22 protein-coding genes and 1 pseudogene are annotated in these 26,112 nt (G+C 57.9%); 15 read left to right on the forward strand and 8 right to left on the reverse strand.

Annotated elements, in window-relative coordinates:
- A pseudogene (locus tag HMPREF2932_RS13710) lies at positions 1–159 on the reverse strand (IS30 family transposase); the annotation flags it as partial.
- Between the two features lie 421 nt (positions 160–580).
- On the opposite strand from HMPREF2932_RS13710, the gene HMPREF2932_RS13595 reads away from it, so the two are divergent.
- The 6 genes from HMPREF2932_RS13595 (at position 581) to HMPREF2932_RS08840 (ending at position 7,994) form a co-directional block, all read left to right on the forward strand.
- Positions 581–724 carry a hypothetical protein gene (locus HMPREF2932_RS13595; protein WP_158010520.1) on the forward strand — a complete coding sequence of 48 codons (144 nt, stop codon included), beginning with the start codon at positions 581–583 and terminating at the stop codon, positions 722–724.
- A 76-nt stretch (positions 725–800) separates the two neighbouring features.
- Positions 801–2,279: an ABC transporter ATP-binding protein gene (locus HMPREF2932_RS08825; protein WP_071410002.1), complete on the forward strand. Its 1,479-nt coding sequence runs from the start codon at positions 801–803 to the stop codon at positions 2,277–2,279.
- On the forward strand, positions 2,272–4,719 hold the full coding sequence (locus HMPREF2932_RS08830; RefSeq protein ID WP_049157199.1) for a class III lanthionine synthetase LanKC N-terminal domain-containing protein: 2,448 nt from the start codon (positions 2,272–2,274) through the stop codon (positions 4,717–4,719). The genes HMPREF2932_RS08825 and HMPREF2932_RS08830 overlap by 8 nt, the downstream gene beginning before the upstream one ends.
- Positions 4,703–5,968 carry a hypothetical protein gene (locus HMPREF2932_RS13430; RefSeq protein ID WP_141745876.1) on the forward strand — a complete coding sequence of 422 codons (1,266 nt, stop codon included), beginning with the start codon at positions 4,703–4,705 and terminating at the stop codon, positions 5,966–5,968. The genes HMPREF2932_RS08830 and HMPREF2932_RS13430 overlap by 17 nt, the downstream gene beginning before the upstream one ends.
- Entirely contained in the window at positions 5,969–6,625 is a 657-nt protein-coding gene (locus HMPREF2932_RS08835) for an ABC transporter ATP-binding protein (RefSeq protein ID WP_049157198.1), read from the forward strand.
- Positions 6,618–7,994 (forward strand): hypothetical protein, encoded by a 1,377-nt coding sequence (locus HMPREF2932_RS08840; RefSeq protein ID WP_141756298.1) that lies wholly within the window; start codon positions 6,618–6,620, stop codon positions 7,992–7,994. Before HMPREF2932_RS08835 ends, HMPREF2932_RS08840 begins: the two co-directional genes overlap by 8 nt.
- On the opposite strand, the gene HMPREF2932_RS13195 is transcribed toward HMPREF2932_RS08840, so the two are convergent.
- The 3 genes from HMPREF2932_RS13195 to HMPREF2932_RS08850 form a co-directional block, all read right to left on the reverse strand.
- Positions 7,991–8,482 (reverse strand): Mu transposase domain-containing protein, encoded by a 492-nt coding sequence (locus tag HMPREF2932_RS13195; protein ID WP_246818648.1) that lies wholly within the window; start codon positions 8,480–8,482, stop codon positions 7,991–7,993. The two genes, HMPREF2932_RS08840 and HMPREF2932_RS13195, sit on opposite strands and share 4 nt — an antisense overlap.
- Before the next feature lie 883 nt (positions 8,483–9,365).
- Positions 9,366–9,860, reverse strand: coding sequence for a hypothetical protein (locus HMPREF2932_RS08845; protein WP_246818649.1), 495 nt, complete (start codon positions 9,858–9,860; stop codon positions 9,366–9,368).
- Between the two features lie 251 nt (positions 9,861–10,111).
- Positions 10,112–10,855, reverse strand: coding sequence for a TetR/AcrR family transcriptional regulator (locus HMPREF2932_RS08850; RefSeq protein WP_071410003.1), 744 nt, complete (start codon positions 10,853–10,855; stop codon positions 10,112–10,114).
- Positions 10,856–11,030: 175 nt separating this feature from the next.
- Between HMPREF2932_RS08850 and HMPREF2932_RS08855 the strand changes: the two genes are divergently transcribed.
- On the forward strand, positions 11,031–11,993 hold the full coding sequence (locus HMPREF2932_RS08855; RefSeq protein WP_071410004.1) for a malate dehydrogenase: 963 nt from the start codon (positions 11,031–11,033) through the stop codon (positions 11,991–11,993).
- On the opposite strand, the gene panC is transcribed toward HMPREF2932_RS08855, so the two are convergent.
- Both panC and panB read right to left on the reverse strand, forming a co-directional pair.
- Complete coding sequence (panC, locus tag HMPREF2932_RS08860) at positions 11,990–12,811, reverse strand: pantoate--beta-alanine ligase (protein ID WP_071410005.1); 822 nt, start codon at positions 12,809–12,811, stop codon at positions 11,990–11,992. The two genes, HMPREF2932_RS08855 and panC, sit on opposite strands and share 4 nt — an antisense overlap.
- An 11-nt stretch (positions 12,812–12,822) precedes the next feature.
- Positions 12,823–13,644 (reverse strand): 3-methyl-2-oxobutanoate hydroxymethyltransferase, encoded by an 822-nt coding sequence (gene panB / locus HMPREF2932_RS08865; RefSeq protein WP_071410006.1) that lies wholly within the window; start codon positions 13,642–13,644, stop codon positions 12,823–12,825.
- 57 nt (positions 13,645–13,701) lie between these two features.
- On the opposite strand from panB, the gene HMPREF2932_RS08870 reads away from it, so the two are divergent.
- The 6 genes from HMPREF2932_RS08870 to ndk are packed head-to-tail and all read left to right on the forward strand — an operon-like array spanning position 13,702 to position 20,093.
- Entirely contained in the window at positions 13,702–16,440 is a 2,739-nt protein-coding gene (locus HMPREF2932_RS08870; RefSeq protein WP_071410007.1) for a valine--tRNA ligase, read from the forward strand.
- Positions 16,440–17,969, forward strand: coding sequence for a bifunctional tetrahydrofolate synthase/dihydrofolate synthase (locus HMPREF2932_RS08875; RefSeq protein ID WP_071410008.1), 1,530 nt, complete (start codon positions 16,440–16,442; stop codon positions 17,967–17,969). The genes HMPREF2932_RS08870 and HMPREF2932_RS08875 overlap by 1 nt, the downstream gene beginning before the upstream one ends.
- Positions 17,966–18,412, forward strand: coding sequence for a DUF4233 domain-containing protein (locus HMPREF2932_RS08880; protein WP_046648977.1), 447 nt, complete (start codon positions 17,966–17,968; stop codon positions 18,410–18,412). The genes HMPREF2932_RS08875 and HMPREF2932_RS08880 overlap by 4 nt, the downstream gene beginning before the upstream one ends.
- A 9-nt stretch (positions 18,413–18,421) precedes the next feature.
- Positions 18,422–19,306, forward strand: a complete 885-nt coding sequence (locus HMPREF2932_RS08885) for an alpha/beta hydrolase (RefSeq protein WP_070509952.1) — start codon at positions 18,422–18,424, stop codon at positions 19,304–19,306.
- Positions 19,307–19,311: 5 nt separating this feature from the next.
- The gene (locus HMPREF2932_RS08890) at positions 19,312–19,623 is read left to right on the forward strand and encodes a hypothetical protein (protein WP_046648979.1); all 312 of its coding nucleotides are present in this window, start codon (positions 19,312–19,314) and stop codon (positions 19,621–19,623) included.
- A 59-nt stretch (positions 19,624–19,682) separates the two neighbouring features.
- Positions 19,683–20,093, forward strand: coding sequence for a nucleoside-diphosphate kinase (gene ndk, locus HMPREF2932_RS08895; RefSeq protein ID WP_039676402.1), 411 nt, complete (start codon positions 19,683–19,685; stop codon positions 20,091–20,093).
- 120 nt (positions 20,094–20,213) lie between these two features.
- Here the strand turns inward: ndk and HMPREF2932_RS08900 are convergent, their stop codons facing one another.
- Complete coding sequence (locus tag HMPREF2932_RS08900; protein ID WP_046648980.1) at positions 20,214–20,564, reverse strand: ArsR/SmtB family transcription factor; 351 nt, start codon at positions 20,562–20,564, stop codon at positions 20,214–20,216.
- 112 nt (positions 20,565–20,676) lie between these two features.
- Between HMPREF2932_RS08900 and arsB the strand changes: the two genes are divergently transcribed.
- Entirely contained in the window at positions 20,677–21,741 is a 1,065-nt protein-coding gene (arsB, locus tag HMPREF2932_RS08905; RefSeq protein ID WP_049157134.1) for an ACR3 family arsenite efflux transporter, read from the forward strand.
- On the opposite strand, the gene HMPREF2932_RS08910 is transcribed toward arsB, so the two are convergent.
- Positions 21,738–22,541 carry a hypothetical protein gene (locus HMPREF2932_RS08910; protein WP_049157132.1) on the reverse strand — a complete coding sequence of 268 codons (804 nt, stop codon included), beginning with the start codon at positions 22,539–22,541 and terminating at the stop codon, positions 21,738–21,740. The genes arsB and HMPREF2932_RS08910 overlap by 4 nt on opposite strands.
- 157 nt (positions 22,542–22,698) lie before the next feature.
- Here HMPREF2932_RS08910 and HMPREF2932_RS08915 point away from each other — a divergent pair, with 157 nt between their 5' ends.
- Positions 22,699–25,950 (forward strand): translation initiation factor IF-2 N-terminal domain-containing protein, encoded by a 3,252-nt coding sequence (locus HMPREF2932_RS08915; protein ID WP_046648983.1) that lies wholly within the window; start codon positions 22,699–22,701, stop codon positions 25,948–25,950.
- Positions 25,951–26,112: the final 162 nt, after the last annotated feature.

A 26,112-nucleotide genomic window follows, 5' to 3' on the forward strand; every position in this document is an offset into this window, starting at 1 on the left:
TTGGTTTGTTGCCGTGTTTGCCCATCGACAGCACGTTTCTACAGGATTGGTACTAACGTCGCCTCCTTTGGGCAGGAAGTCTCTGACTAGCCCGTTGGTGTTTTCGTTGGTAGGACGTTGCCACGGCGAGTGTGGATCACAGAAGTAGACTGCTAGTCCACGTGCGATGCTCAGCCTGTTTACTTGGGCTCAAATGAACTGGACCGAATTCCTAGACCACTCCAACCCCAAGTGGGGCTCTGTCAGCACAAAGCCAGGTAGTGATCGAAAGATTACCGTCTACAAGTCCCCAACCAGAGGACAGCTCCCATCAACTACCCACACGACGAAAACCGGAGGACACGTCACCCTTTCAAGTCTGTGACCTCCGGTCGTCGCAGTCCGGGAACCGTTCGATACGAAGTCAAGTGGCGGTCGAGTCGCAACTTCTTGCGATGCCTGCCTGCAAAGCGGAATAAGTCTCAAATGCCCACGATTAATTCCCGGTTAATTCTTTGTAAACACTGATCCTCATTCATTGACCGGCAGTCTTGGCATAAATAGTCTGACCGATACAACCTAGCTCAGGAAAGGAGGCGACATGAACATCCGTACACTGCAGGCCATGGTCGACGAAACCGACCTTGCAATGAAGAGTGAGGAACGGAAGGAGAGCACCTTCAGCCAGAATCACTGCGGCGACAACGACGTCAGCACCATCACTTGGTCTTACTGTGGAAACTAGCGCCTAGTAAAGCAATGTATCCGATTATACTGGCGGGAGGGGGCCTCTCCCGCCAGTCTACTTTAGTGGGTAGCTCATGATTATGGAAATCGCCAGACGCTTTCGCCGTTGGGGAGTTACGAGCCAGATTATTTGGTGTCTTGCGTTTTCAAGCGCCTTCGCAGGATTCTCTATAGTACAGCCCGCCCTACTAGCGAAGCTAATTGACGGCTCTAACAACGTTGGGGAGAGTCTCGAAGAGCAAGCACTAGCCCTATTACTGGTAGTAGTTCTTGCAACCACTTTCAATGCGCTATTGATTCGACAAGAAGGGCGCTTGATTGCCAAAATAAGAGGATCTCTTCAAAAAGACCTAATCTCAACGGTCGACGCAAACCAGTTTGAGCTGAACCACGGGAGAGGACTACAAGTTGTCGTTGGCGATACTGATACAGTTGCACACTACATCGTAGGACTGCTAAGCAAGATACTTCCTGGGGCGGGAATGTTCATTTTCGCCTTCATAGCCCTTTTGCGTATTGATACAATATTGACGCTCTTAGTGCTAGCGATGGGAGTTTCCCTTTCAGCATTGAGTGTGCCATTTCTAAAACGCATGGCTCGGGCGGAACAGGCAAACCTCCGCTCTCGAGATGAACTAAGCGACACCCTATTGACATACTTCTCGGTCGCCAAGGTAGCAACACTGAATGGGCGTCTTGAACACCTAAAAAAAATCGTAACAAACAGTTTTGATAGTTTACAGCAAGCAACCTACCGGTCAGCCACTATACAAGCTCAGTTTGCACCATTTAATGGTTCTATAGTACCCATCCTGGCCGTCACAACTTTGGGCGTAGCGTCATGGCGAGTGCGGGTAGGAGCCATGGATCCTTCGGAACTCATCGAGTTTCTAATGTACATGTTCATATTAATGGCACCACTGCTTCGGGCTTTATCTTTGGCCAGCCAACGGGCAAAGGCACACACTGCGTGGCGTGAAATTTCCACTCTAAATGATATTGAGAATCCTCGAAAGGCCCTGCCGGAACGAGTCTTAAAAGTCCTGGATAGAAACCAGCAAAAGCTGCTGGATTCAACTGGCATCACCATAATTTTGGGTCCTAGCGGCATCGGTAAGACTACGCTCCTGCACGACGTTGCAGCCACGGTCGGGCCCACCGACACTGCCTTTGTAAGTCAAGAACCGAAGCTACTTCCACATACTCTTGAAGATACCTTACAGCTATATGGAAGTGGACCAGACTCCGAGCGATTCATGAACAACTTGAGTTGTCTGCGAATGCCCGATTGCACGTTGACGACCACTATCGCCCGCATGTCCGGAGGTGAGAGACAAAGAGTGGCTATTGCTGCTGCGCTCTCATCTAACAAAGAAACGCTAATCCTGGATGAACCAACTTCTTCTCTTGGCACGGACGATCAACGAGATCTCGCAAAGCTACTACGCAACCACGTCAACAATGGTGCGAGGGTAATACTGTCCACGCACAACTCCGACTTCGTTGAATTTATGCTGCCGGCTAACGTATTGGAGCTTGAGGAAAATGTTTAACTTCGAAGGAGCTCTCCTTCGCTCGCGAAGATTTTACGCACTCCCAACTCTGGAGGACACCACAGAGGATTTCTTGACGGGAGAGCTCGATGGTTATGTACTCCGACGGGGCGAATATTGGACCAGCTATCGGCTAATCGGTTCCGATATTTCCCCTCAAGGCTGGAAGATACATATCTCATCAAGTCCGACCGACCTTGATGAAGTCGTAACTCAAACATTAGCGGTTATTGATGAGTATCGGTTGCACTTCAAGATAGTCAATACACGGGACTCATACTTTCTTGCAAACAGTAAAAATGCTAATCGCACATCGGCAGGGAAGCTGATAACTATTTACCCCGACAAAGCATCCTTTGAAAAAGTAGTAATCGCCCTTGCCTCTAGGCTTAAACCATTTGACGGGCCTGAAATTCTAACCGACCTGCCCGGTCCCGTTCCCTGCATCCACTTCAGGTATGGAGCTTTCGTCCCAATGGTCAATGCCGACGGAGAGTACTGCTTATTGAATGACGATGGAGACCTCGTTCCTGACCGCCGCGAGGTCTTGGACCCAGTGCAAAGTCCCGAGACAGACTTAAAGATCGTGCATGAGGCTGTTGCCCGTCTGCAAAGCGGGAGGACTCTCGATGTTTCAAATGTCACTCTCGTAAAGCAGTCGAACGCCGGCGGAATATACCGCTGCACTTTTGATGGAAAGAAAGCGTTCTTGAAGCTTGGCCGGAAATTTGCAGGTTTTGATCAAGACTTGAACGACGGAGCCTTTCGAGTCAAGAACGAGCACACACAACTAAGCAGACTTATAAGCTCTGGTGCGACTCCAAGAGTTCTTGCTTTAACCGAGTTAGCCACTGATGTCGCGCTAATAACAGAAGATTTAGAATGCCTAGATCTTCATCAGTTTAAGAAAGCGAAATTTCCACTATATGCGAGAAATGGCGACGATTGGGTTCCTTATCTTCGCGAAGTGCTGAAAGTTGCAACTCGGCTGGAAAAGCGCATAAAGCTGTTACATTACAGTGAGGTATACCATCGCGACCTCCACGGTCGTAATGTTCTAACTGATGGCGAAGAAGTGTATTTCGTAGACTTTGAGGAGGCTACAAATTCTTCGGACGACGTTCCCGGAAGCTCTAAAGCACAAGGCTACGCCAATTTCAACGTAAACGATGCGGAAGAATCCGACTGGTTCGCCTTTAGACAAATTATTCAGGAACTGACCTTCGGGAATACACGAGTAAATCAATTCAACGAGGCCGGCTGGGATCGCAGATGGGATGACCCCTATGAAAGTATGCTGAATGATCACAGAGTATCCACGCTGTTGAAACAGCTAAGGAAGCTCGCCGCTGTTGATGGTCGTCTGAGAAACCCCCTACTAGACCCTTCCTTCTCGGACTCAAAAAAACCTACGATTACAGCAAGAACAATGAGGCAGAAGATCAGTCATGATGCCGAGCTTTGCATCCGCGAAACTGGCAGCATCTCAGTCTCACCTGATCGCCTTGAAAATGGCGCAGGGTATTGCCTGGAATTTGCGTATCTCAAGACAGCTCTACAAGCCGACTGGGATTTAGCTCGAGTCGTACCTAATTTTTTGCAGCACAGTCAATCATCCTACGGTGTTGGGCTTCCTGACATCATAGACCGACTGGAAGAGCAGTACCAGTCCATCGAGGCCCCAGCTGCAAGCATCTCACGATCCGAAGTACTGCAGCTCCTGTTGATTGCACGATTCTCGAGCCAAGTTTGTGCATACCAAGGAGTAGTACGTAAGTGGATTCTTCGTATTGCAAAGCAAGCACGGAGTTTACACTTCGAAAAGCCCTTGCATGAGAACTCTAACCGGCCGAACGACCAGCGTACAGGCCTGCTGTATGGGCCTCTGGGATTGGCATGGATTTTGTCTCTCTGGTTGGAAGAAATGCATGAATCCGATGTTGCACTAGCAAAAGAAGCCATTACCTACTTAGTTGAACAGGAATTGACGAACTACGACTCCAATAGTGAAGGAGCTCTATTCGCCGTCCAGGGTAACCGCCTACTTCCGTACCTCAGCACAGGGAGCGCCGGATTCGGTCTACTCTTGCCAATGATAAAGAAGACTCTAGGCGGCGATTGGCTGCGCCCAGAGGCAGAACGTCTGCTGAACGCTGTGGACACTGAATTCAGCATTTGTAGTGGCCTCGCGAACGGGATGATGGGGCTCATAGTGGGAACCGCTGGAATTAGCAGCTACCTGGATCGTCCATATTCAGTACCTGCCCTCTACAGGCGGGTGCGCAGATTACTACCGATGGATAGCGCGGGAGACCTTTTCTTAGACGATTCTTCCCTTCGCTATGTTTTTGATGTATCAGAAGGTGCAGGAGGGTTCATACTTTTGCCTGGACTTCTCAGGATTGTTTCAATGGAGGCGCTCGATGATTTTGAATTATGATCAAAAGACAGGAAGCTTTCATGCAGCCACTCATACTTCGGGCTCGCCTGATATTGCAGTCCTAGATTCATTTTGTGCAGTCACGAACATAATTGAGCTCGTTGAGTTCAGAGTCCTTCTGTGCATCTATGATCCAACTGGCCACGAAAGATGGTACTTGCGTGTGTTGTTTGCAGATGCTCCAACTCGAGCCGAGACTCTCCCTGTAGCGGAGCCAGTACTCCTAGTGGATCGTAACAAGCCTGAAATCTTTATAAAAGTTTGGAGGTCGGGACATATTGAGTCTTTGCGGTGCAGGTTTGTGCATGGCGAACTTGAGTGGGAATTTTGCTCTCCGGATGCAAACGCAGAGTATCGCGTAATTTCTGAAACCTGGCCATTTAGAAAACTCCCACCGGAAGTATTGGAATCTGGAGCTTCAATTCATTACATTTCAGAAAATTTCTCCGCGACTGATGCTCAATCGCTATTGCAACAATCTATCAGGGCTACAGATGAGGTGTCCTCCGACTTTCTTCAACGGCTATCGTGCGACATCCAACAGTATTGGAGGTCATCACTTTCTTGGCCAGTCTTTGATTTAGCACACTCATCTAGCATCTGTGATGTTGAGATTTCCACAGCAGATTCTGTCAACAATGATTGTGACACGTACTTAGTGCACTCGTATGGGGTTTATGGCCAACGAGTTGCAGACGCCACAACTACGTTTGAAGGCTCGAATCTACTTAGGGTTCGGGAGCTGCTTTTGCCTCAGCCACGAGACTGTCTCGCAGACTATGCCGATGATTTGAGCTGCATTTCAAAACATTTTGCGACCAAAGGTCGGGTGGTTGCTAGCACCGTCTCTGCTGGTTCGGTGCCCCTTACTCTGTCGATCGCTAAGGAGCGAACCGCCTATTCGGGCCTGATATTTGATCGATGCATCTCAGCAAAGGGTTCCTCATATTTGTCAGACCTTGATAATCAACATATTTTACAAAGGTTGCCATTCTCTTCCCGACGTTTGCTCAGAAAAGGCTTCGAAGTCGCTCAAAAAGACCTACCAATCTTGTCATTTTCATCTATGTACGATTCACGTATTAGTAACAGGGACCAGCTCCGCTTCGGCTTGAATCTGCGCGAAGACCTTATCCAACTACATGTTTCCGGGGGACATGCCAATACGCCATGGGATGTTGATCGGTTAAAGAGAATCATTGGCATGGCATTCTTGATAAATTTTCTTCCTACAGTGAAGGACCGGTAGATGTTTGAGGTTATTGACGCTGGATTTCAATTCACGGTGCAGAACAGGAAGGATTGGCTATTCCGGAATGTGAACTTCTCGATTGCGAATGGCGAAGTGGTAGCCCTCATGGGGCCGTCTGGGTCAGGCAAGACCACTCTGCTTAATGGACTCGCTGGTATTGGGCGGTTATCCGAAGGTAAGAGCGTGCTTGATGGAATCCAGATATCGGGCCTGCCAAAACGAAAGGTGCGCAAACATCTAAGGGATTCTGTATCAATAGTTTTCCAAGACCACCTATTGATTCCGGGATTAAACCTGCTTGAGAACGCGGAGTTGTCTTGGGCCTTGTCGGGTAAGCCGAAGGGGATCTCCCCCAAAACAGTTTTAGACAGCTTGGCTATTGGAACAGAAAGGAACTCTCTGCCTGAAGAAGTCTCAGGTGGACAAGCACAGCGGGCAGCAATCGCGCGGGCCTTGGCTAGTGGCCCAAAGTTGTTATTCGCCGATGAGCCGACAGGGAGCTTGGACGAAAAGAACGCACATCGGGCTTTTGGTGAAATCAAAAACTGGTGCGGTTCACAGGGGGGACACGGTCTAATCGTTACCCATGATCCGGTCATTGCAAAGCTATGTGATCGTATTGTTCGTTTGGACGGCGGGACAATCAATGGATAATCCCAATCGCGATCAAGCAATCTCGCTTAAAGTTACAAAATCGTATTTTCGAGCGTCGTTAGGTCCCAACGTTGCAGCTGCGGTAGCTATCGGTTTTTCAATCGGCGTACTTGCAGCTGTTCTTAATACCCGAGCCGCGACTGAAGGTACAGCAGTGGGTGAGGCTGTCACGGTGAATGTAGCGACAAATGTTGCTATCTCTTGGACGATTGCCTCGATTTTCTGCATTCCGCAGATAGTGAATAGAGCGTTTACCAAACTTGACTATTTCATCGGTTGTCTACAAATTGTGGGATGGCCGGCTCGACGGTACCTTGTCATGCTCATCGCACAGCTCCTATTCATCGAAGTCTTGGCTATCTTACTTTCTTATCCTGTAGCTGTACTCTTTCAGCGGTTAGTGATGCTGATTTCCCGTCGGGACTCTGACGATTTGTTGTACCCTGGTCAGTTTTTTGAGCCGATATCGCTGAATTCAATTTTGATGGCTACGCTCATAATCACTGTTAGCGTTTTCATTGTCGGCATTATCACGTTCATTGGTTACGCTTTGAAGCAGAAGACTCAGGCATCGGGAGCGAAGCCTGTACGTGTTTCAATTGACGGGCTCAATAGGCTGCGGTGGGGAGACTTGGCCGCTGTACTGCCCGTCGTCTTTCTTGTAATAGCGGTCCAGGCTGGTGCTCAAGCAGGACTTTTTGTCATTCTAGCTATGGTATCTGCCTTGTTTTGGCTATGTAGTCGCTTTATTCTGCACATCGTCAGAGCGATAGAGAAAGGTACTACCCGATTGGCTGGTGTCACTCCCGGGATAGCTGTACTGGGCGCATTCTCTGCAGAGCTTCATAATATGACGAAGTCTATCGTCTTGCCGTTGTCCTACGTGCTGGGCATTCCAGCTATTGTCCTTTCAGTTTCACACACAGAGGCTGACGCATTAAATCAAGTGGGTGGGGGAATCCAGAATTGGGATTTTCTTGTAATGCTTGGTTTGCCCCTGTTCTTTGTAGGAATATTGTCGGTCACATCATTTCTAATGGCTGTAGATCAGGTCACGATTACAACTGACCGACTTAATAAAATTGGGTTTCCTGTCTCGGTGATCTATCTTGTCAGATTCGCAGGTTTACCATTTCTTTTTATGTGTGTCAGCCTTGGGATTGCAGCTATATTCGCACTGGTCAGCTCGATCATTCATGTGATAGTTCTTGGTTCGTCGATAAAATTTGCAATCGCCGGGCTGTCAATGATGGTCTCGCTATTATTAGCCGGGGCACTCTATTTATCTTTCATCCTGTTCGGGCTCTTCTACTCCCTTTGGAAGTACCTTCACCACAAGTACATCGCTGACCACCGTTCGAGGAACTAAGTGAAGCATGTTTCTCTTCGGCTGGTCGTCTGCAAGTGGCTAGAGAATGCAACCACTTCTTCATTCAGCCGCTGCATCAGACACTCACTTCTTCCGATGACTTTGCGTGTTACCGGACCAACTTTGCTGACTTCGCGATATAAGTAGTCGCTTGTCCACAGTCCACGATTGGAGTCCATTCCAGATGGAATGTGCTCGTAGCCAGTGACATAGGCCCCACGCTTATGCGAAACCCGGTGGGTTGACACGGTTGCCCGGTCAAAGAGGGTCAACAGCTGGCCGGTGATACGCACATCGACAGTGCGGCCAACAAGCTGGCGCGGAACGGAGTAGCCCACTGTTGCAACCGTGATGTGGAAATCCGGGGCCACTTTTGCCCGTTTCCATTCGGTGTGTTGCCACGGGGTTGTCGGCAGATCCGTAAGCAGATGCTGTTCGTGTTCTTCAAAGAGATCCCGGCGGCTTGACTGCTGGCTGCGAAACGGCACGGACGTGTTTGATTGCGTCGACGAAGCCCACAATCTTTTCAGTGAGCTCGTCAAGGTTAACACACACTGGTGGCCATTAAGCGGCTCTTCCGGTTTCAGAGTGCGTAGTGAGGTGAGGTTGGCCACGACGAGTTCAGCGGGTCACGGGTCTGACTGTCGATTTGGGGTAGTTGGTACCGCGAGTCCGCGTAGTTGGTACCGGTGTTCCACGTACCCGGTACTGCAAGGGGGGTTTTCTTTCATAGTTGATGTTGGCGACACCACAATCCGCTGGTGTTGCGTCAACTTCTACTTGGAAGGAGCCGGTCCTTGTGGCCAACTTCAAGCAGATCATCGCGATGTGCCTTGATGGTGCTAGCTACGCGCAGTTCACACACGCATTGGGATGTTCACGACGGGAAGTATCCCGAGCAAAGAAAGTCATCTCTGATGAGGGTTGACTTCAGAGATTTTCCGTCAGCTCCCGCCGGGGTGGTTTGATGATCGATTCAGTGATGGCCGGAGTAAGAGGTCTTTGTCCTATGACCTGCTGTATCTCGGCGGGGCATGTCGGTGTCAACGTCTAGGGGTATTGAGCAGAGTGATATTTAGCCCGCTGCGTTCGGCTTGGTCGATGTGGATTTGGTCAGGAAACCAGGATGAGGCCCCCGATTCAGCTAAGGAAACGGACGGGGTCTATCGGTGCCAAATGATGCCAAATGGTGCTACCCTAGAGTTATTGCCACCTGTTACGACAGGATCGGAAGAAGACCCTGGGACCCCAGCCGGACGACTGGACCCAGGGTCTTCGCCTGCCTCTAGAGGGAATCCGGGGTGGGACGTTTGAGGACCACTTTCTCGTGCAGCTTCTCCCAGTACTGCTCTTCCCCTAGATGGACGGAGTTCAGTGCTCCCAGAACGGCATCTGGAATCCAGAGCAGGGGATCATCGCCACCGCGTACGTGTCGCAGTCGGATGCCAGCACTTTGTCCCTGCCCTGCAGGGCAACTATATGGGCGACGTCTCGCCTGTTTTGTGCTTCTTGCCGGCTTTCCAAAGTGACGTTGTGGACGTGCATCTCGGAGAGCTCGAAGTACATCTGCTCCAAGCATTTCCTGCGGTGCCTCTCCGTCTTCTTGCTCACTTCACTCTGGTGGGTGATGATCGCTTGCATGGAGTCGATCTCAGAAAGGGTGTCCACGATTTTTCGGCGTCGGCTATTACGTTCGTCGGTCCAGTGAAGTTTGACCTGGCCAGGAAGTCGTAGTGGACGCAGCTCCTCGCGTATTTTTTCCAAGTCTTGAGTGTCGATGATGGCTGCACACACCATGTACTCCTGCCGGTCTGGGGGTCTAAGGGCGGAGGACTCATCGATGTAGGCGACTAGCTGTGATTCCACCCTGAAATTGTAGCCCGTCCGGGTCGACGCTCCCCTCGGCCCGGTACCAACTACTCGGAACACGGCAGTACCGAGTCCCCAGAACACCGGTACCAAAAACTCGCATCTGACAGTCTGACCCCCGACGTGTCTACTTTCCGGGGGCCAGGACCCATCTCCACACCAAAACGGCGCCGGGATGGGTCTTTGCGTGCATGCTGAGCGGGTAGGGCGGGGACTATGGGCCGCTGGCGCCATATGGGGGTGATGAGCTATTCGTAGAGACCCGTGGGCACGTCGCCGTCGTCCTCAGTGGAGTAGACATCCAAGGGCGCAGACTCGGCATCAAGCTCAGTTTCGTTCTGGGTGAGGTAAGACTCAAAGCCAATGTCGGGGATGTTCGCCGTGAGGAAGGCCAGCACGGCATCGACGGCCATACGGTGTAGGCCCTCGGTGTTGTTGTGGGTATGCATGTCGATGTCGAGCAGATTGCTCATCATCGCATGATTGGTCACGCGGTACATTGTCAGCGCCGAAATCAGCGTGAAGATGTCGTTGGCGGAAATGCCTGGGCGGAACGCGCCGGAATCTTGGCCCAGCATGAGGAGCTTGTCTAGGTGGAGGGAGATCTCGGAAACGTCGACAAGTGCCTGCGAGGACTCCAACACACTGTGGGAGGATTCCATCGTCAGCATCCGAATGGCCTCGGGGTTATCCACATGCTGGCGGAACAACCAATCCACCAAGGTACGCACGCCCTCGACCGGGACAGCAGAATTGATCTCGAGGCTGCCCTCCGGCGGGTTGAGGCGCCGCGCTGCGGCTGCCAATGCCTGCTGGTAGAGGCCCTTCTTGTCCCCGAAGTAGTAGTGGATCATGCGCTTGGACATCCCAGACAGCTTCGACACGGATTCGAGCTTGGTCTCGGCATAGCCGTGCTCAGCAAACTCCGCAATCGCAACATCGATCACGCGCTCAACAGAGCCGGAGTCGACCGATGCAGTCTCAGTGCTCATGGAAAGTCCCGTCTAGTCGATGAATATGCGTACAGTTGTCCACTATGCCGAAAAAAGATGGTCATGGAGCTCAAGTACAAAGAACTCGCATCTTTCGGGGGTGAAATCACACCCCATGGGGGCGAAAAACGGGACTAGGCTGGGAGGGTGAGTACCGAGCCGAAAGGATTCACACATGACTGCTTCCCAACCCGTCAAGATCACCGTGACCGGCGCCGCCGGAAATATCGCTTACTCCCTGCTGTGGCGCATCGCTGCGGGCGATGTCTATGGCAAGGACACCCCGGTGGAGCTGGCTTTGCTGGAAATCCCGGACGCCGTGGGTGCCGCTGAGGGCGTGGCCATGGAGCTCAATGACTCCGCCTTCCCGCTGCTGCGCGGCATTACCGTCACCGATGATCCGAACGTGGCCTTCAAGGACACCAAGGCCGCTTTCCTCGTGGGCTCCCGCCCGCGCAGCAAGGGCATGGAGCGCGCTGACCTGCTGGAGGCCAACGGTGCTATCTTTACCGTGCAGGGCAAGGCGCTGAATGACGTCGCCGCGCGCGATGTCCGCGTCCTCGTCGTGGGTAACCCGGCCAACACTAACGCTTATATCGCGGCCAACAGCGCACCGGACCTGGACCCCAGCCAGTTCACCGCGCTCATGCGCTTGGACCACAACCGCACCCAGAGCCAAGTCTCCCTCAAGACGGGCATGCCCACCGCGGAGCTGACCAAGGTTGCCGTCTGGGGCAACCACTCTGCATCCCAGTTCCCAGACCTGACCTTCTCCAACGCCGAGGTTGATGAGACCTGGTACAAGGAAGAGATGATTCCGAAGGTGGCTAAGCGCGGTGCCGAGATTATCGCTGTGCGCGGTAAGTCCTCGGCAGCTTCCGCAGCCTCTGCCGCGGTGGATCACATGCACGATTGGATCCACGGCACTGAGGATTGGCGCACCGCAGCTGTTGTCTCCGATGGCTCCTATGGCGTGGACGAGGGCCTCGTCGCAGGTTTCCCCACCGTTGCCCGCGACGGCAAGTGGGAAATCGTGCAGGGCCTCGAGCTCAACGATTTCCAGAAGGGACGCATCGAGGCCTCCGTTCAGGAGCTGCGTGAGGAGCGCGAGGCTGTAGCCCATCTGCTCAAGGACTAAGACTCAAGCACTAAGTTATCGATGAGCCGCACCGGCCCCACCTGCGCTGCAACGAGCGCAAGGGCGGGCCGGTGTTGCGCATCAACGGGCTGGAGCGTGCCTGGATCCACCACGGTGAGGTAGTCCACCGTCACGCCGGGGGAGGAGGCAAGCTGCGCGCTCGCCTCGTCGAGGGATGCACCATCCCGCAGGGCAAAGAGCGCCTGGGACAGCGCCACGGCTTGCTCTCGTTCAACAGGGCTCAGGCGAGTGTTGCGGCTGGACTCGGCCACGCCGTCCGTTGCGCGCACGATGGGCACGCTGATGATGTCCAGCGGCACATCGAGGTCCGCCACCAGGCGCTGGATAATGGCCACCTGCTGGGCATCCTTCTGCCCAAAGTAGGCGCGGTCCGGGTTAACTAGGCTAAACAGCTTGCTCACCACGGTGGCCACGCCGTCAAAGTGACCGGGGCGCGAAGCACCTTCCAAGACCGAGCCCATCTCACCCGTGCGCACCCACACCCGCGGGGTACCACCCGGGTACATCTCCTCCACGCTGGGAGCGAAGACCGCATCGACTCCCAACGAGTTCAGCAGCGCGGTATCTGCGTCGAGAGTGCGCGGGTAGGCGCGGTAGTCTTCGCAATCGCCCAGGTCTGTGAACTGGAGGGGATTGACAAAGACCGAGCACACCACGGTGTCATTCTCCTCGCGGGCGCGGCGCACGAGTGAAGCGTGGCCGTCGTGAAGCGCGCCCATCGTGGGCACCAAGCCCACGGTGCCCGATGCGGCTGCGCGGAAGGCGCGGAGTTCAGATTTAGTTTTCAGGATCTGCATGGCTTAAAACTCTAGTCCTCGAAGGACTCCTCGGCGTTGGGGAAGGAGCGTTCGTTCACATCGGACACGTAATCCTTCGCGCCCTCCAGCAGCGCGCCGCGCAGATCCGCGTAGCGGCGCACAAAACGCGGCGCCTTGGGTCCGCCTAGGCCGAAGGCATCGGTCCACACCAGAATCTGGCCGTCGGTCTGAGCGCCGGCGCCGATGCCGATGGTGGGGATGGGCAGCTCCTTGGTCACCTGCTCAGCAAGGGCTGCTGGGACCATCTCCAGCACCACGGCGAAGGCGCCGGCCTCGGCGAGGGCGCGGGCGTCCTCGTGAAGCTTCTCCGCGCCGGCACCGCGGCCTTGGACTACGAAGCCGCCCAAGGCGTGAACCTGTTGGGGCGTGAAGCCGATGTGGGCGCAGACGGGGATGCCGGCGTCGACAAGCGCGGCGACGATGGGCGCGCGCTCGGCGCCGCCCTCTAGCTTCACGGCCTGCGCACCGGTTTCCTTCATGACGCGTACCGCGGTTTCGAGCGCCTGGGAGGGGCCGTCCTCATAGGAGCCAAAGGGAAGGTCCACCACCACGAAGGCGCGGGAGGTGGCTGAGACCACGGCGCGGGCGAGCGGAATCATTTCATCGAGGGTGAGAGACAGCGTGGTTTCGCGGCCCAGGACTACATTGGCCAGGGAATCGCCCACGAGCAGGAGATCCACCCCGGCTTCATCGAAGATCTCGGCGGTCATGCAGTCATAACTCGTCAGGCACGCAAAGGCCTGAGAGTTTTCTTTGGCTTGGGCGAAGTAACGGGTGCGGAGGCGGGCGCGGTGGCCAGGGTTGTGAGACATGCCCTTACTCTAGACAGGGCGCTGGTGCCAGTTGACGCACAGGGTAGAGTTGGCCAGGTGACTGATCAGAATAAAGAGCAACTCGTTGGCACCAACCGCGCGGACCAGCTTCCCAAGTCCTGGGAGCCGCAGGCAGTAGAGAAGGACCTCTACGAAGGCTGGGTAAGCGCCGGTTACTTCACCCCGGACGCCTCCTCCGAGGCGGAGCCCTACTCGATTGTCCTGCCGCCGCCGAACGTCACCGGCCAGCTGCACATGGGCCACGCCCTGGACCACACTCTGATCGATTCCATCATTCGCCGCAAGCGCATGCAGGGCTATGCCACCCTGTGGCTGCCGGGTGCTGACCACGCCGGTATCGCTACCCAGACCAAGGTGGAGGCCCGCCTGCGTGAGCAGGAGGGAAAGAAGCGCTGGGACTATGAGCGCGAAGAATTCATCAATAAGGTCTGGGAGTGGAAGGAAGAGTTCGGCGGCACCATCCAGAACCAGATGCGCGCCATCGGTGACTCGGTGGACTGGTCCCGCGAGCGCTTCACCCTGGATGATGGCCTCTCCCGCGCCGTCCAGACCATCTTCAAGACCCTCTACGACGAGGGCATGATCTACCAGGCCAACCGCCTGGTTAACTGGTCTCCGGTGCTGGAGACCGCAGTGTCCGATATCGAGGTCGTGTACAAGGACGTCGAGGGCGAGCTCGTGTCCATTCGCTATGGCTCGCTGAACGACGATGAACCGCACCTCATCGTGGCCACCACCCGTGTGGAGACGATGCTGGGTGACGTCGCCATCGCCGTCCACCCGGACGACGAGCGCTATGCCCACCTGGTGGGTAAAGAGCTGCCGCACCCCTTCCGCGATGATTTGAGCCTGAAGATCATCGCCGATGATTACGTGGACATGGAATTCGGTACCGGTGCCGTGAAGATCACCCCGGCGCACGACCCGAATGACTACGCCATGGGCCTGCGCCACGACCTGGACATGCCCACAATCATGGACACCACCGGACACATCGCGAATACCGGCACGAAGTTTGACGGCCTGACCCGCGAGGAAGCCCGCGTGGAGATCCGTGAGGCGCTGCGCGAACAGGGCCGCATTGTCAAGGAGATCCGCCCCTACGTCCACTCCGTGGGCCACTCGGAGCGCTCCGGCGAGCCGATTGAGCCGCGCCTGAGCCTGCAGTGGTTCGTGGCGGTGGAAAAGATGGCGAAGATGTCCGGCGACGCCGTCCGCGAGGGCGATACCACCATCCACCCGAAGTCCCTGGAGCCGCGCTACTTCGAGTGGGTCGATGACATGCACGATTGGTGCATCTCCCGCCAGCTGTGGTGGGGACACCGCATCCCGATCTGGTATGGCCCGGAGGGCGAGGACGGCCAGCGAGACATCATCTGCCTCGGCCCCGATGAGGAAGCCCCAGAAGGCTATGTCCAGGACCCGGACGTGCTGGACACCTGGTTCTCCTCCGCGCTGTGGCCTTTCTCCACGATGGGCTGGCCGGATAAGACCGCAGATCTGGAGAAGTTCTTCCCCACGAACGTGCTGGTCACCGCCTATGACATCCTCTTCTTCTGGGTCGCACGCATGATGATGTTCGGCACCTTCGCCGGCGCCCACACCCCGGAGCTGCTCGGCGAAGGCAAGGATGGCCGCCCGCAGGTTCCGTTCACCGACATCTACCTGCACGGCCTGGTGCGCGATGAGCAGGGTCGCAAGATGTCGAAGTCCCTGGGCAATGGCATCGACCCGATGGATTGGGTGCGCGACTATGGCGCGGATGCCCTGCGCTTCACCCTGGCTCGCGGCGCGAACCCGGGCGTGGACCTGCCGCTGGCTGTCGACGCTGCCGCCGCCGGACGTAACTTCGCCACCAAGCTCTTCAACGCCACCAAGTTCGCGCTCATGAACGGCGCGGGTGTGGCGGAGCTGCCGGCACGCGACGCGCTGACCGACGCCGACCGCTGGATCCTCGACCGCTCCGAAGAGGTCCGCGCTAAGGTCGACGCTTACCTGGATGACTACCAGTTCGCCAAGGCCAATGAGCTGCTCTACCACTTCGTATGGGATGAGCTGTGTGACTGGTACCTGGAGATTGCCAAGACCCAGATCCCGCGTGACCTCGATGCGGCGAGCGCCGAGGAGCAGGCCACCGGACACACCACCCAGATCGTTCTGGGCCGCGTTCTTGACCTGGTTCTGCGTTTGCTGCACCCGACCATGCCTTTCGTCACCGAGGTCCTGTGGAAGGCTCTGACTGGCGGGGAGACCATTGTCACCGCGCAGTGGCCTACCCAGGAGCACACCAACGGTGGCGCGGAGAAGGATGAGGTGGCCGCGCGCCGCATTCAGGACGCCGACAAGCTCATCACCGAGCTGCGTCGCTTCCGCTCCGATCAGGGTGTCAAGCCTTCCCAGAAGGTCCCGGGCCGCCTCGACTTCGCCGCGGCCGACCTGCAGGAGCAGGAGGGGCTCATCCGCAACTTGGCCAATACCACGGAACCTGGCGAGGACTTCACCGCGTCCGCTTCCATCGAGGTGCGCCTGTCCCAGGCCACCGTCGAGGTCGCTCTGGATACCTCCGGTGCCGTCGACGTCGAAGCCGAGCGCAAGCGCCTGGAGAAGGATCTGGCCAAGGCCCAGAAGGAACTGGACCAGACCGGCAAGAAGCTGGGCAACGAGGCCTTCCTGTCCAAGGCGCCGGAGGCAGTCGTGGAGAAGATCCGCGTTCGCCAGCAGGTGGCCCAGGAAGAAGTCGAGCGCATCACCGCACGTCTGAAGGGACTCAAGTAGTGGCGGGGGAGAAAGACCGCGAGGAATTTGAGGTCGTCGATGCCCTCGCGGAGGGCACCGATGGCGGGCCGGTCGAAATCACCGACTCCGGCCTAACACTCAACCTCGGCGGCGAGGATGACTACGAGGAGGCAGCGCCCGAGCAGGCCACGCCGGAGGAGCTCGCGGAGCTGGCTCAGGTAACCGCGGAGCTCAACGCGCGCGCCCCAGAGACCATCATTGAGCCCAGCCTCGAGCGCATCGAGATGCTCATGGATCTGTTGGGCAATCCGGAGCGTTCCTTCCACGTCATCCAGGTCGCTGGAACCAACGGCAAGTCCTCGACGGCGCGCATGATCGATTCGCTGCTGCGCTCCTTCCACCGCCGCGTAGGCCTCGTCACCAGCCCCCACCTACAGCTGGTGACCGAGCGCATCGGCATCGACGGACACCCCATCCACCCGCGCGACTTCGTGCGCATCTGGCGCGAAATCAAGCCTTATGTGGAGATGGTGGATTCCCGCTCCGACATTCCCATGTCCACCTTCGAAGTGCTTGTTGCCATTTCCTACGCAGCCTTTGCCGATGCCCCCATCGACGTCGCCGTCGTCGAGGTGGGCCTCGGCGGCACGTGGGATGCCACCAACGTGGTTAACGCGGAAGTGGCCGTGGTCATGCCGGTAGGCCTCGACCACACGGACTACCTCGGTGACACCATCACCGAGATCGCCGGTGAGAAGGCCGGCATTATCAAGGCCCGTGAGCACGATGCCGACGACGTGCTCACGCCGGGGGAGAACATCGCCATCATTGCCGAGCAAGACCCAGAAGCCATGCGCGTGCTGCTGCAGCGCACCGTCGACGTCGGCGCCGGCGTAGCGCGCGCGGGCTCCGAGTTCGCCGCGCTGGAATCCCGCATTGCAGTGGGCGGCCAGCAGCTCACCATCCAGGGCCTGGGTGGGATGTACGAAGACATCTTCCTGCCACTGCACGGCGAGCACCAAGCCAAGAACGCGGCCGTGGCTTTGGCTGCGGTGGAGGCCTTCTTCGGGGCGTCGGCAGGCCATCCGCTCGACCTTGCTTCGGTGCGCACCGGCTTTGCCAAGGCCATTTCCCCCGGCCGCTTGGAGCGCGTGCGCACCAGCCCTACGACCTTCCTTGACGCCTGCCACAACCCGCACGGCGCCAAGGCGTTGGCCGCAGCGCTCGACCGCGACTTCGATTTTGCGCGCCTCATCGGCGTGGTGTCCATTTTCACGGACAAGGATGCCGCCGGCATCCTCACTGCCCTCGAGTCGGTCCTCACGGAAGTCGTGATCACACAGAACACCTCGCCGCGCGCCCGCGATGCCTATGAGCTAGCGGAGCTGGCTCGCGATATCTTCGGTGAAGAACGGGTGTGCGTCGAGCCCGACCTGCCCAGTGCCTATACTCAGGCCGTTGAATTGGCGGAGGACGCCGATGTGCAGTCCGGATCCGGCATCGTGATTACTGGCTCGGTGGTCACCGCTGGTGACGCCCGCGCACTCTTTGGAAAGGAGCCCGCATGAGCCCCCGCAAACCCGTTCCCGAGGATGAGATCGGTCCGCTTGGACTTGGCCAAGCCCCCGCCAAGGACCCCCTCAAGCAATTCGGCGGCATGGTGGTGGCCAGCTCCCTAACCCTGGAGCTGCTCACCCTGGTTCTGGCGCTGCCGATGCTCTACAAGCTCTACGACGGCACCCTGTGGACCCCGTTCAACTACGGCGTGGTTATCGGCTTCATGGTGCTACTCCTGGCGTCTTTCCCCTTCATGAACAAGCCCTGGATCGTCGGCGTGCAGATTGTCCTCCACGTCATCGGCATTGTTCTCGGCTTCATGGTCCACTGGTCCGTCGCCACGATCTTTATCATTTTCGCCCTGCTCTGGGCACTCGCGGCCTATATGCGCTCGGTGATCGTCGCCCGCATGGAACGCGGTTACCTCACCACGCAGCACCTGACTGAGAAGTAGGCCGCAGCGGTGTATATTCGCCCGGAGCTGCGCGCGGGCGCGGCGTTCATCTCACTGTGGGATCCAACCAATCCGCTGATCCGCCGCGCCGGGCGTGTAGTTCCCGCGCTGTGGCCCGCACCCTATATCCAGGGCGTGCGCACGCAGCAGGTGAAGAATTCCGATATCCGCGCGACCATCTATAGCCCGGAGAACCCGCGCGGCGCTGTGCTGTGGATCCACGGCGGAGGGCTGCTCATGGGCCATCCGCGCCAAGACGTTAAACACCTCAAGGAGACCGCCGCGGAAGTCGGTGTCACCGTCATTGCGCCGCACTACCGCTATGCCCCGGAGAACCCCTATCCGGCCGCGCTTGACGACGTCCACTCGGCCCACCACTGGCTCCTCACGCATGCGGAAGATCTGGGAATCAGCCCAGATCGGATTGTCATCGGCGGCCAAAGCGCCGGGGGAGGGCTCGCCGCCGCACTGTGCCAGCGCCTCCTAGATGAAGGCGGAATTCAGCCGGCGGGGCAGTGGCTCTTTTGCCCGATGCTCGATGACCGCGCTGCCTCCACCGACCGCAATCCCATCTGGGACGCGGACTCCAATGCGCAGGCTTGGCGCTACTACACCAACGGCAACCCAGACGCACCCTATGCCGTGCCCGGTCGCCGCGCGGAGTTAGCAGGTCTGCCACCGGCTTGGTTGTATGCGGGGAGCAGTGAGCTTTTCTACGACGAAATTGTGGACTACGCCGAGCGTCTGAAGTCTGCCGGCGTGCCCACGCAATGCGAGGTCGTAGACGGCGGCGTGCATGCCTTCGAGCTGTGGGCTCCCCATACCGCGGTGGCAAAGCGCCTGCTCATGAGTTCTCGCGCCTGGCTGCAGTCGACGCTGGACGCGCTACACTAACGGGCATGCTCTTTCTCCTCTATGGTCTTTCCGCGCTGCTGTGCATCGCCGCACTCGTGGCCAAGCTGTATGTTGGGGGCTTTGCGCTCCCGCTTGCGCTGATGCTCCCGGCCTTTGTGTTCCTCGTCGTGGGCATGCTCAAGCAGCAGCGCGATGAGAAGCCGGTGGAGTTTGCGGATCTGGAGGAGTGGCAGCGCGAGGATCTGAAAGGCCTGCTGGAGAGCGGTCAATACGGCACGGCCGTGCGCCAAGTGCAGCTGTGGTTTCGTGGCACGAGCCATGAGCGCGCGGAGGAAATCGTGCAACGTCTTACGTAGCGCTTAATAATTGGCCCACTGGCAGGACGCGGGAGCACCCATTCTGTACTATGTGCCCTATGACTGAACGTACACTGATTCTCATCAAGCCGGACGGCGTCAAGAACGGCCACGTGGGCGAGATTATCTCCCGCATCGAGCGCAAGGGCCTGAAGCTCGTCGCCATGGATCTGCGCGTCGCCGACGAGGAGACCGCAAAGAAGCACTACGCCGAGCACGAGGACAAGCCTTTCTTCGGCGAGCTCGTTGACTTCATCACCTCCGCACCGCTGGTTGCTGGCATCGTCGAGGGCGAGTCCGCCATCGCCGCATGGCGTCAGCTGGCCGGTGGCACCCACCCGGTGGAGAAGGCTACCCCGGGTACCATTCGCGGTGACTTCGCTCTGACCGTTGGCGAGAACGTCGTCCACGGTTCCGACTCCCCGGAGTCCGCTGAGCGCGAGATCTCCATCTGGTTCCCGAACCTCTAACTATGTTTACCGCGCTGAGCGCGTAACGAAGCCCGAGCATAGCGCTCGGGCTTTTGTCATTTCTGACCCTTAACCCGAACCCGTCCTGTGTGCTCGAGCGCAGATCCGATCAGGTACCGGTTAGTCGAACGACAGCAGCGTGCGCAAGGCCGCAAAAGCGTCTTTGTGCACCTGATGGGTGACGGTGCGGCCGCATTGCTGTCTGGATAGCAAGCCGGCTTCCCGCAGGCGCGCTAGGTGGTGCGAGACCGTGGGCTGACTCAGCGCAGTGAGCTCGGTGAGTTCCGTGACGCTCATGGGCCCACAGCCTTCATCACACAGGATGGACAAAAGACGCAGGCGGGCAGGGTCTGCCAGCACTTTGAATTGCTGCGAAAAATGCCTCGCCTCGGCGTCGCTGAGCGGGCCTGTGCTTAAGGAGCAACACTCAGTGCTGGGCGCGCTGGTTTCGGGCGTGGAAGAGGAAGCCATGCGATCAGTATAGGGGTTATCCTTGCACCCTACGTTATATTGACGCGTATCAATACGTGCTGTATATTGCATGTTTGTATTGTCCATTGTTTAACGTCGAAGGAGGGGGGACATGGCTGTGTCGCAGCGCCCGAAGTTGTCTTTTCTTGACCGATTTTTACCCATGTGGATCATTCTGGCGATGGCTGCCGGACTGCTCATTGGCCACTTCATTCCCGGGATTGGCCAAGCCTTGGGCGCCGTTGAAATCGGCGGGATTTCCATCCCGATCGCCATTGGTCTCCTCGTCATGATGTACCCACCCTTGGCCAAGGTTCGCTACGAGAAGACCAAGGAAATTGCCACGGATGGCCGCCTCATGGCGGTATCGCTCGTCCTCAACTGGCTGGTGGGGCCGGCGTTTATGTTTACCCTGGCGTGGCTGTTCTTGGCGGACCAGCCGGAGCTGCGCACCGGCCTCATCATCGTGGGCCTTGCTCGCTGTATCGCCATGGTGCTTGTGTGGTCGGACCTCTCATGCGCTGACCGCGAGGCAACGGCTGTGCTTGTCGCCCTGAACTCCATCTTCCAGGTCGCTATGTTTGGTGTTCTGGGTTGGTTCTACCTGCGCGTCCTCCCCGGATGGCTGGGCCTGGACACGACGAGCGCTGACTTTTCCTTCTGGGCCATCGTCAAGGCCGTACTCGTCTTCTTGGGCATACCGTTCCTGTTGGGTGCGCTGTCTCGCGTGTGGGGCGAAAAGGTAAAAGGACGGGAATGGTTTGAGAACCGCTTCCTCCCAGCCGTATCGCCCCTGGCCATGATTGGTCTGCTGTACACAATTGTGTTGCTCTTTTCCCTGCAGGGCGAGCACATTGTGGAGCAGCCAGCAACGGTAGTGCGCGTGGCCGTGCCGCTGGTTATCTACTTCGTGGGCATGTTTGTGCTGTCGCTGGGCGTAGCAAAGGCCGTTGGCATGAATTACGCGCAGTCTGCCAGCGTGGCGTTCACTGCAGCAGGAAACAACTTTGAGCTTGCTATTGCAGTATCCATCGGCACCTTCGGAGCGATGTCTGCTCAAGCCCTTGCCGGAACGATTGGTCCTCTTGTTGAGATTCCAGTCCTCGTTGGTCTGGTCTATTTCATACTTTGGATTGGCCCGAAACTCTTCCCGGGAGATGCCACTCTTCCGCGCTAGCGCGTGCGTGCAGCGTCCATGCTGCGCACGCCAGCTTCGGTCAGAGTGATGTTAAAGGTCCGCTCACCACTCCACTTGATGAGACCAGGCAGTTTCACCACGCCGGCCGCTTCGAGTTCACGGAGTTCTTCTTCGAGCCCCTCCTCGTAGCCGATCAGCCGCCCCAGCTCAGAGATGGAGGTGGTATTGCCAGTGACTGCACCGGCGGCGACTAGCCCGCTGAGGACTTCCGGGTGAGTTTCTACTGCGGCGATGCTCGCTTGAGTGACGCCTTCGAGGCTTCCTTGTTCGGTGATGGCCTTGATGCGTCGCTTGCCCACTCGGTAGGAGGTGGTACCGAAAGCGCGGCCACCGAAGATGAACGCAGGGATGGAGAAAGCAGTAAGTCCAGCGGCGATAAGGATAGGGTTGGGTGAGACATCGCCGATAATCCCGGTGGATTTAATTCCCTCAGTGATGAGAGGGGAGAAGATAGCAAGCACCGGTAGAAAATAGGCGAGAAGAGGGTAATCGCCCGCCCGGTACTCTTCTTGGGAGGCCTGCACCAACCTCGGCTCGCTGCGAATGATGCGGAAGACTCCGTAGAGCATCACCATGATGAGTACCGCGTAGACCGGGACCGCGTAGGGGTAAGGGAGGTCAACGGCGCGAAGGCCGGAGGCGATGCCCGCGGGCACGGCCACGGTCACAATATCCCGCAGTGCAATCTCGTTACGAGCGCGCGCCTGCGCCACTGTGCGTGGCGCGTGGACAGGTATTTTCCGCTCTGCCGGTGTGTTTGTGGGCGCGCTGTCGGACATAGCGGCGATACTAACATGTGAGCCTCGGTCGAGCTCTGTGCCAGAATGGAAGGCACTGACAACTAAATAAAGATGAAGAGAATTTTTTCAAAGTCTCACCGCCGTGTGGCGGCAACCTGCGCCCGGGGTGAGCACAACGTCAGGAGATTAGCCACTGATGGCATCCAAGAAGAAAACAGAAACAGAAGAAGCACGCACTGAATCGACGTTGGCCGCGGCTGTAGCGGGGATTGACCGCGAGGCGCTCGCGCCTAAGACTCGCCTTTATGCCTTGGCTAAGCAGGTGGGCGTGGCCTCCAAGGAATTGGTGGCCCAGTTCGCGGAGATGGGCATCAAGAAGTCCGCACAATCCACACTTACGCCGGAGGAGGTGGGTCAGCTTATCGATGCCCTCGTGCCAGCCACTGAGGACACCAATCAGGCCGCCGCCGAGGACGCCGAGCAGGCTGCAGTCACGGCCGATGCTGCGCAGACCCCCGAAGAACCTGTCGAAGAAACTACTGAAGCCCCGGCTGAGGAAAAGCCGGAGAAGACGGTGAAGAAGAAGCGCACCAAGCGCGCGGCGAAGCGCGTGAGCAAGGCAGGCAAGAAGGCTGAGCCGAAGGAGCAGGCAGAGGAACCCGCACCGGAAGAGTCTGCTGCGCAACAGGATGGCGCGGGGGAGCCGCAGGAAGCTGCACAGGCACAGGACTCGACACAGGATACTGAACAGGCCGGGCAGCCGGAGCAGCTGAGCGAGGAAGAAGAAAAGCTGCGCGAGCGCGTGCGCAAGAACGTTGATAACGAGATTTCGCAGATCGTCGACAAGGTCGATGCCGAAATGCTGCACGAGGCGCTCGCCGAGGCCGGTGATAGCGACGAGGACGACGAGCTCACTCCGCTGATCACCCCGATGGCTGAGGAAGACCCGGACGTGTACGACTTCGCGCCGGTCTTCATGGCGCCGAAGATCACTCCGCTGGCCAAGCGTCAGAAGTCAGAAAAACGCGAGGAAGAAATCGAGGAAGATTCGGCACCGGCAAGCCAGCCGCGCGGTCGCCGTCGCGGCAGCCGCGGTACCTCTCGTGGCCGCGGAGCAGAAGGCCGCGGGGTAGTCCGCGAGGAAGTCGAGCACATCGACGAGCCGAAGGCGATTAAGGGCTCAACCCGCATCGAGGCGCAGCGTCGCCGCCGTGCGGAGCTGCGGGAGAAGGGCCGCGAGCGCCAGCACATCGTCTCCCAAGCGGAGTTTTTGGCGCGCCGCGAATCTGTAGAGCGCACCATGGTGGTGCGCGATAAGCAGCGTACCGACGGCGCTGGCATCATCACCCAGGTTGGTGTGCTGGAGGATGATCTCCTGGTCGAGCACTTTGTCACGACCGAGACGCACCCTTCCCAGATTGGCAATATCTACTTGGGCCGCGTGCAAAATGTCTTGCCTTCGATGGAGGCCGCCTTCGTCGATATCGGACAGGGCCGAAACGGCGTGCTGTACGCGGGAGACATCGACTGGCGCGCCCTGGGCATTGGTGGGCGCAGCCGCAAGGTGGAAAACGCGCTGAAGTCCGGTGACCAAGTCCTGGTCCAGGTGGCCAAGGATCCCATCGGGCACAAGGGCGCACGTTTGACCACTCAGATTTCCCTGGCCGGTCGTTTCCTGGTGTATGTGCCGGGCGGGCGCAGCGCGGGCATTTCCCGCAAGCTGCCGGCGCCGGAGCGCAAGCGCCTCAAGGGGATTCTGGAGCGCGTCATCCCGGGGGATGGCGGCGCCATCATCCGCACCGCAGCGGAAAACGTGTCGGAGGAGGACATCGCGTCCGACGTCAACCGCCTCCACTCATTGTGGGAGGACATTAGCGCCCGCGCCGCGCACGAAAAGGCAACGAAGGGCGCCAAGCCGGTCACCCTGTACGAAGAGCCGGACCTGCTCATCAAGGTGGTGCGTGACCTTTTCAACGAGGACTTCAGCACCTTGGTGGTGGACGGCAAGCGTTCCTACAACACGGTCAGCGCCTACGTTGATTCCATGGCGCATGACTTGGCCGACCGCGTGGTGCGATACGACGCCCGCGAGCACGATGGCGAGGATGCCTTCAGCGCCTACCGCATTGATGAGCAGCTGCAGAAGGCCCTGGGCCGCAAGGTGTGGCTGCCGTCTGGCGGCACCCTCGTCATCGACCGCACTGAGGCCATGACGGTCATTGACGTCAACACGGGCAAGTTCACCGGCTCCGGCGGCAACCTGGAAGAGACGGTGACGCGAAATAACCTCGAGGCGGCCGAGGAGATCGTGCGCCAGATGCGCCTGCGCGATATCGGCGGCATGATCGTCGTGGACTTCATCGATATGGTCTTGCCGGAAAACCAGGATCTGGTGCTGCGCCGCCTCAAGGAAGCGTTGGGGCGCGACCGGACTCGTCACCAGGTTTCTGAGGTCACCTCACTGGGCTTGGTGCAGATGACGCGCAAGCGCGTGGGCACCGGCCTCATCGAGACTTTCTCCACCGAGTGCGAGGCCTGCCATGGCCGAGGAATCATCATTCACGAGTACCCGGTTGATGAGGAGACGGAAGAGGATAACTCGAAGCCGCAGCGCCGCGGCCGTAAGGAACGCCGTGCACCGCAGCGCGATCCGAAGAAGCACCCGGCCGCCGTCCGTATGCATCGCGAGGACGACGATGCCGCTTCCGAGCATGAGGCTGCCCGTGCTGACAATGAAGAAGCAGCGCGCGACGAAGAATCTTCGCTGGAGGAACTCGTGGCCAGCGTGGTCGTCGTGGACGACGATGACGCGGAGACGCCGGATAGCGCGTCCATTGGCTACGCGGTAGCGGAAAGCCTGGAAGCGAAGCGATCGAAGCCGAAATCCAAGCAGAAGCGCTCGCGCAAGCCGCGCCGGGCAACGCGTACCTTCCGGGAGCCACAGCGCGAGGAGACGAGTGAGGGCTTGCGCGCGCAGCAAGGCAAGCAGGATAGGAACGCTAAGAACGCTGAAGCGGAGAAGAAGTCCTCCGCACAGCGCTCGGAGCCAACCTACGAGGAAGCCGTCGAGGCTTTCGAGAACTCGCCGCGCCGCAAGCGCCGCACACGCGGAAATTCCCGTTCGGATATTCGCCCGAAGCGCGAAGACTTTGCACAGGACGAGACCCCAGCCAAGGACGCTCCGCTGGCCACCTCTAAAAAGGAGGCCAAGGCAGAGCGCAAGGCCGCGGAGTCGGGCGAGAACATGAACGTGCGCGCGACCCGCAGCCGCGGTCGCCGCCGAGTGGTGCGCAAGATGGCGCAGAGCCAATCCGCGCCGGCACCGAAGGAACGCGGTAGGGGCGCGGAGCACAGCACTGAGGCGAAGGAGCGCGAGGAGACTACGGCGTCGACAAGGCGCAGGGGCGGGCGCGGGAGGCGTCGAGTAGCACGGCGCAGGTCGCGCTAGAAAAGGCGTTTTGCCTTTTCGCCCCCTCACGGGGTAGTCTTTGACAGTCGCTGTTTAGACCATGAATGCGCTCGATGGGACGCGCTGCGGTTTCCGCACGTCTCTCGCGGATGTGGTTCTAAACGCCAATGTCCAATGTCCATTCGTTAGCGGCACCACCCA

It is taken from the genome of Corynebacterium sp. HMSC074H12 (assembly GCF_001813755.1).
GTDB classification, from domain to species: domain Bacteria; phylum Actinomycetota; class Actinomycetes; order Mycobacteriales; family Mycobacteriaceae; genus Corynebacterium; species Corynebacterium hiratae.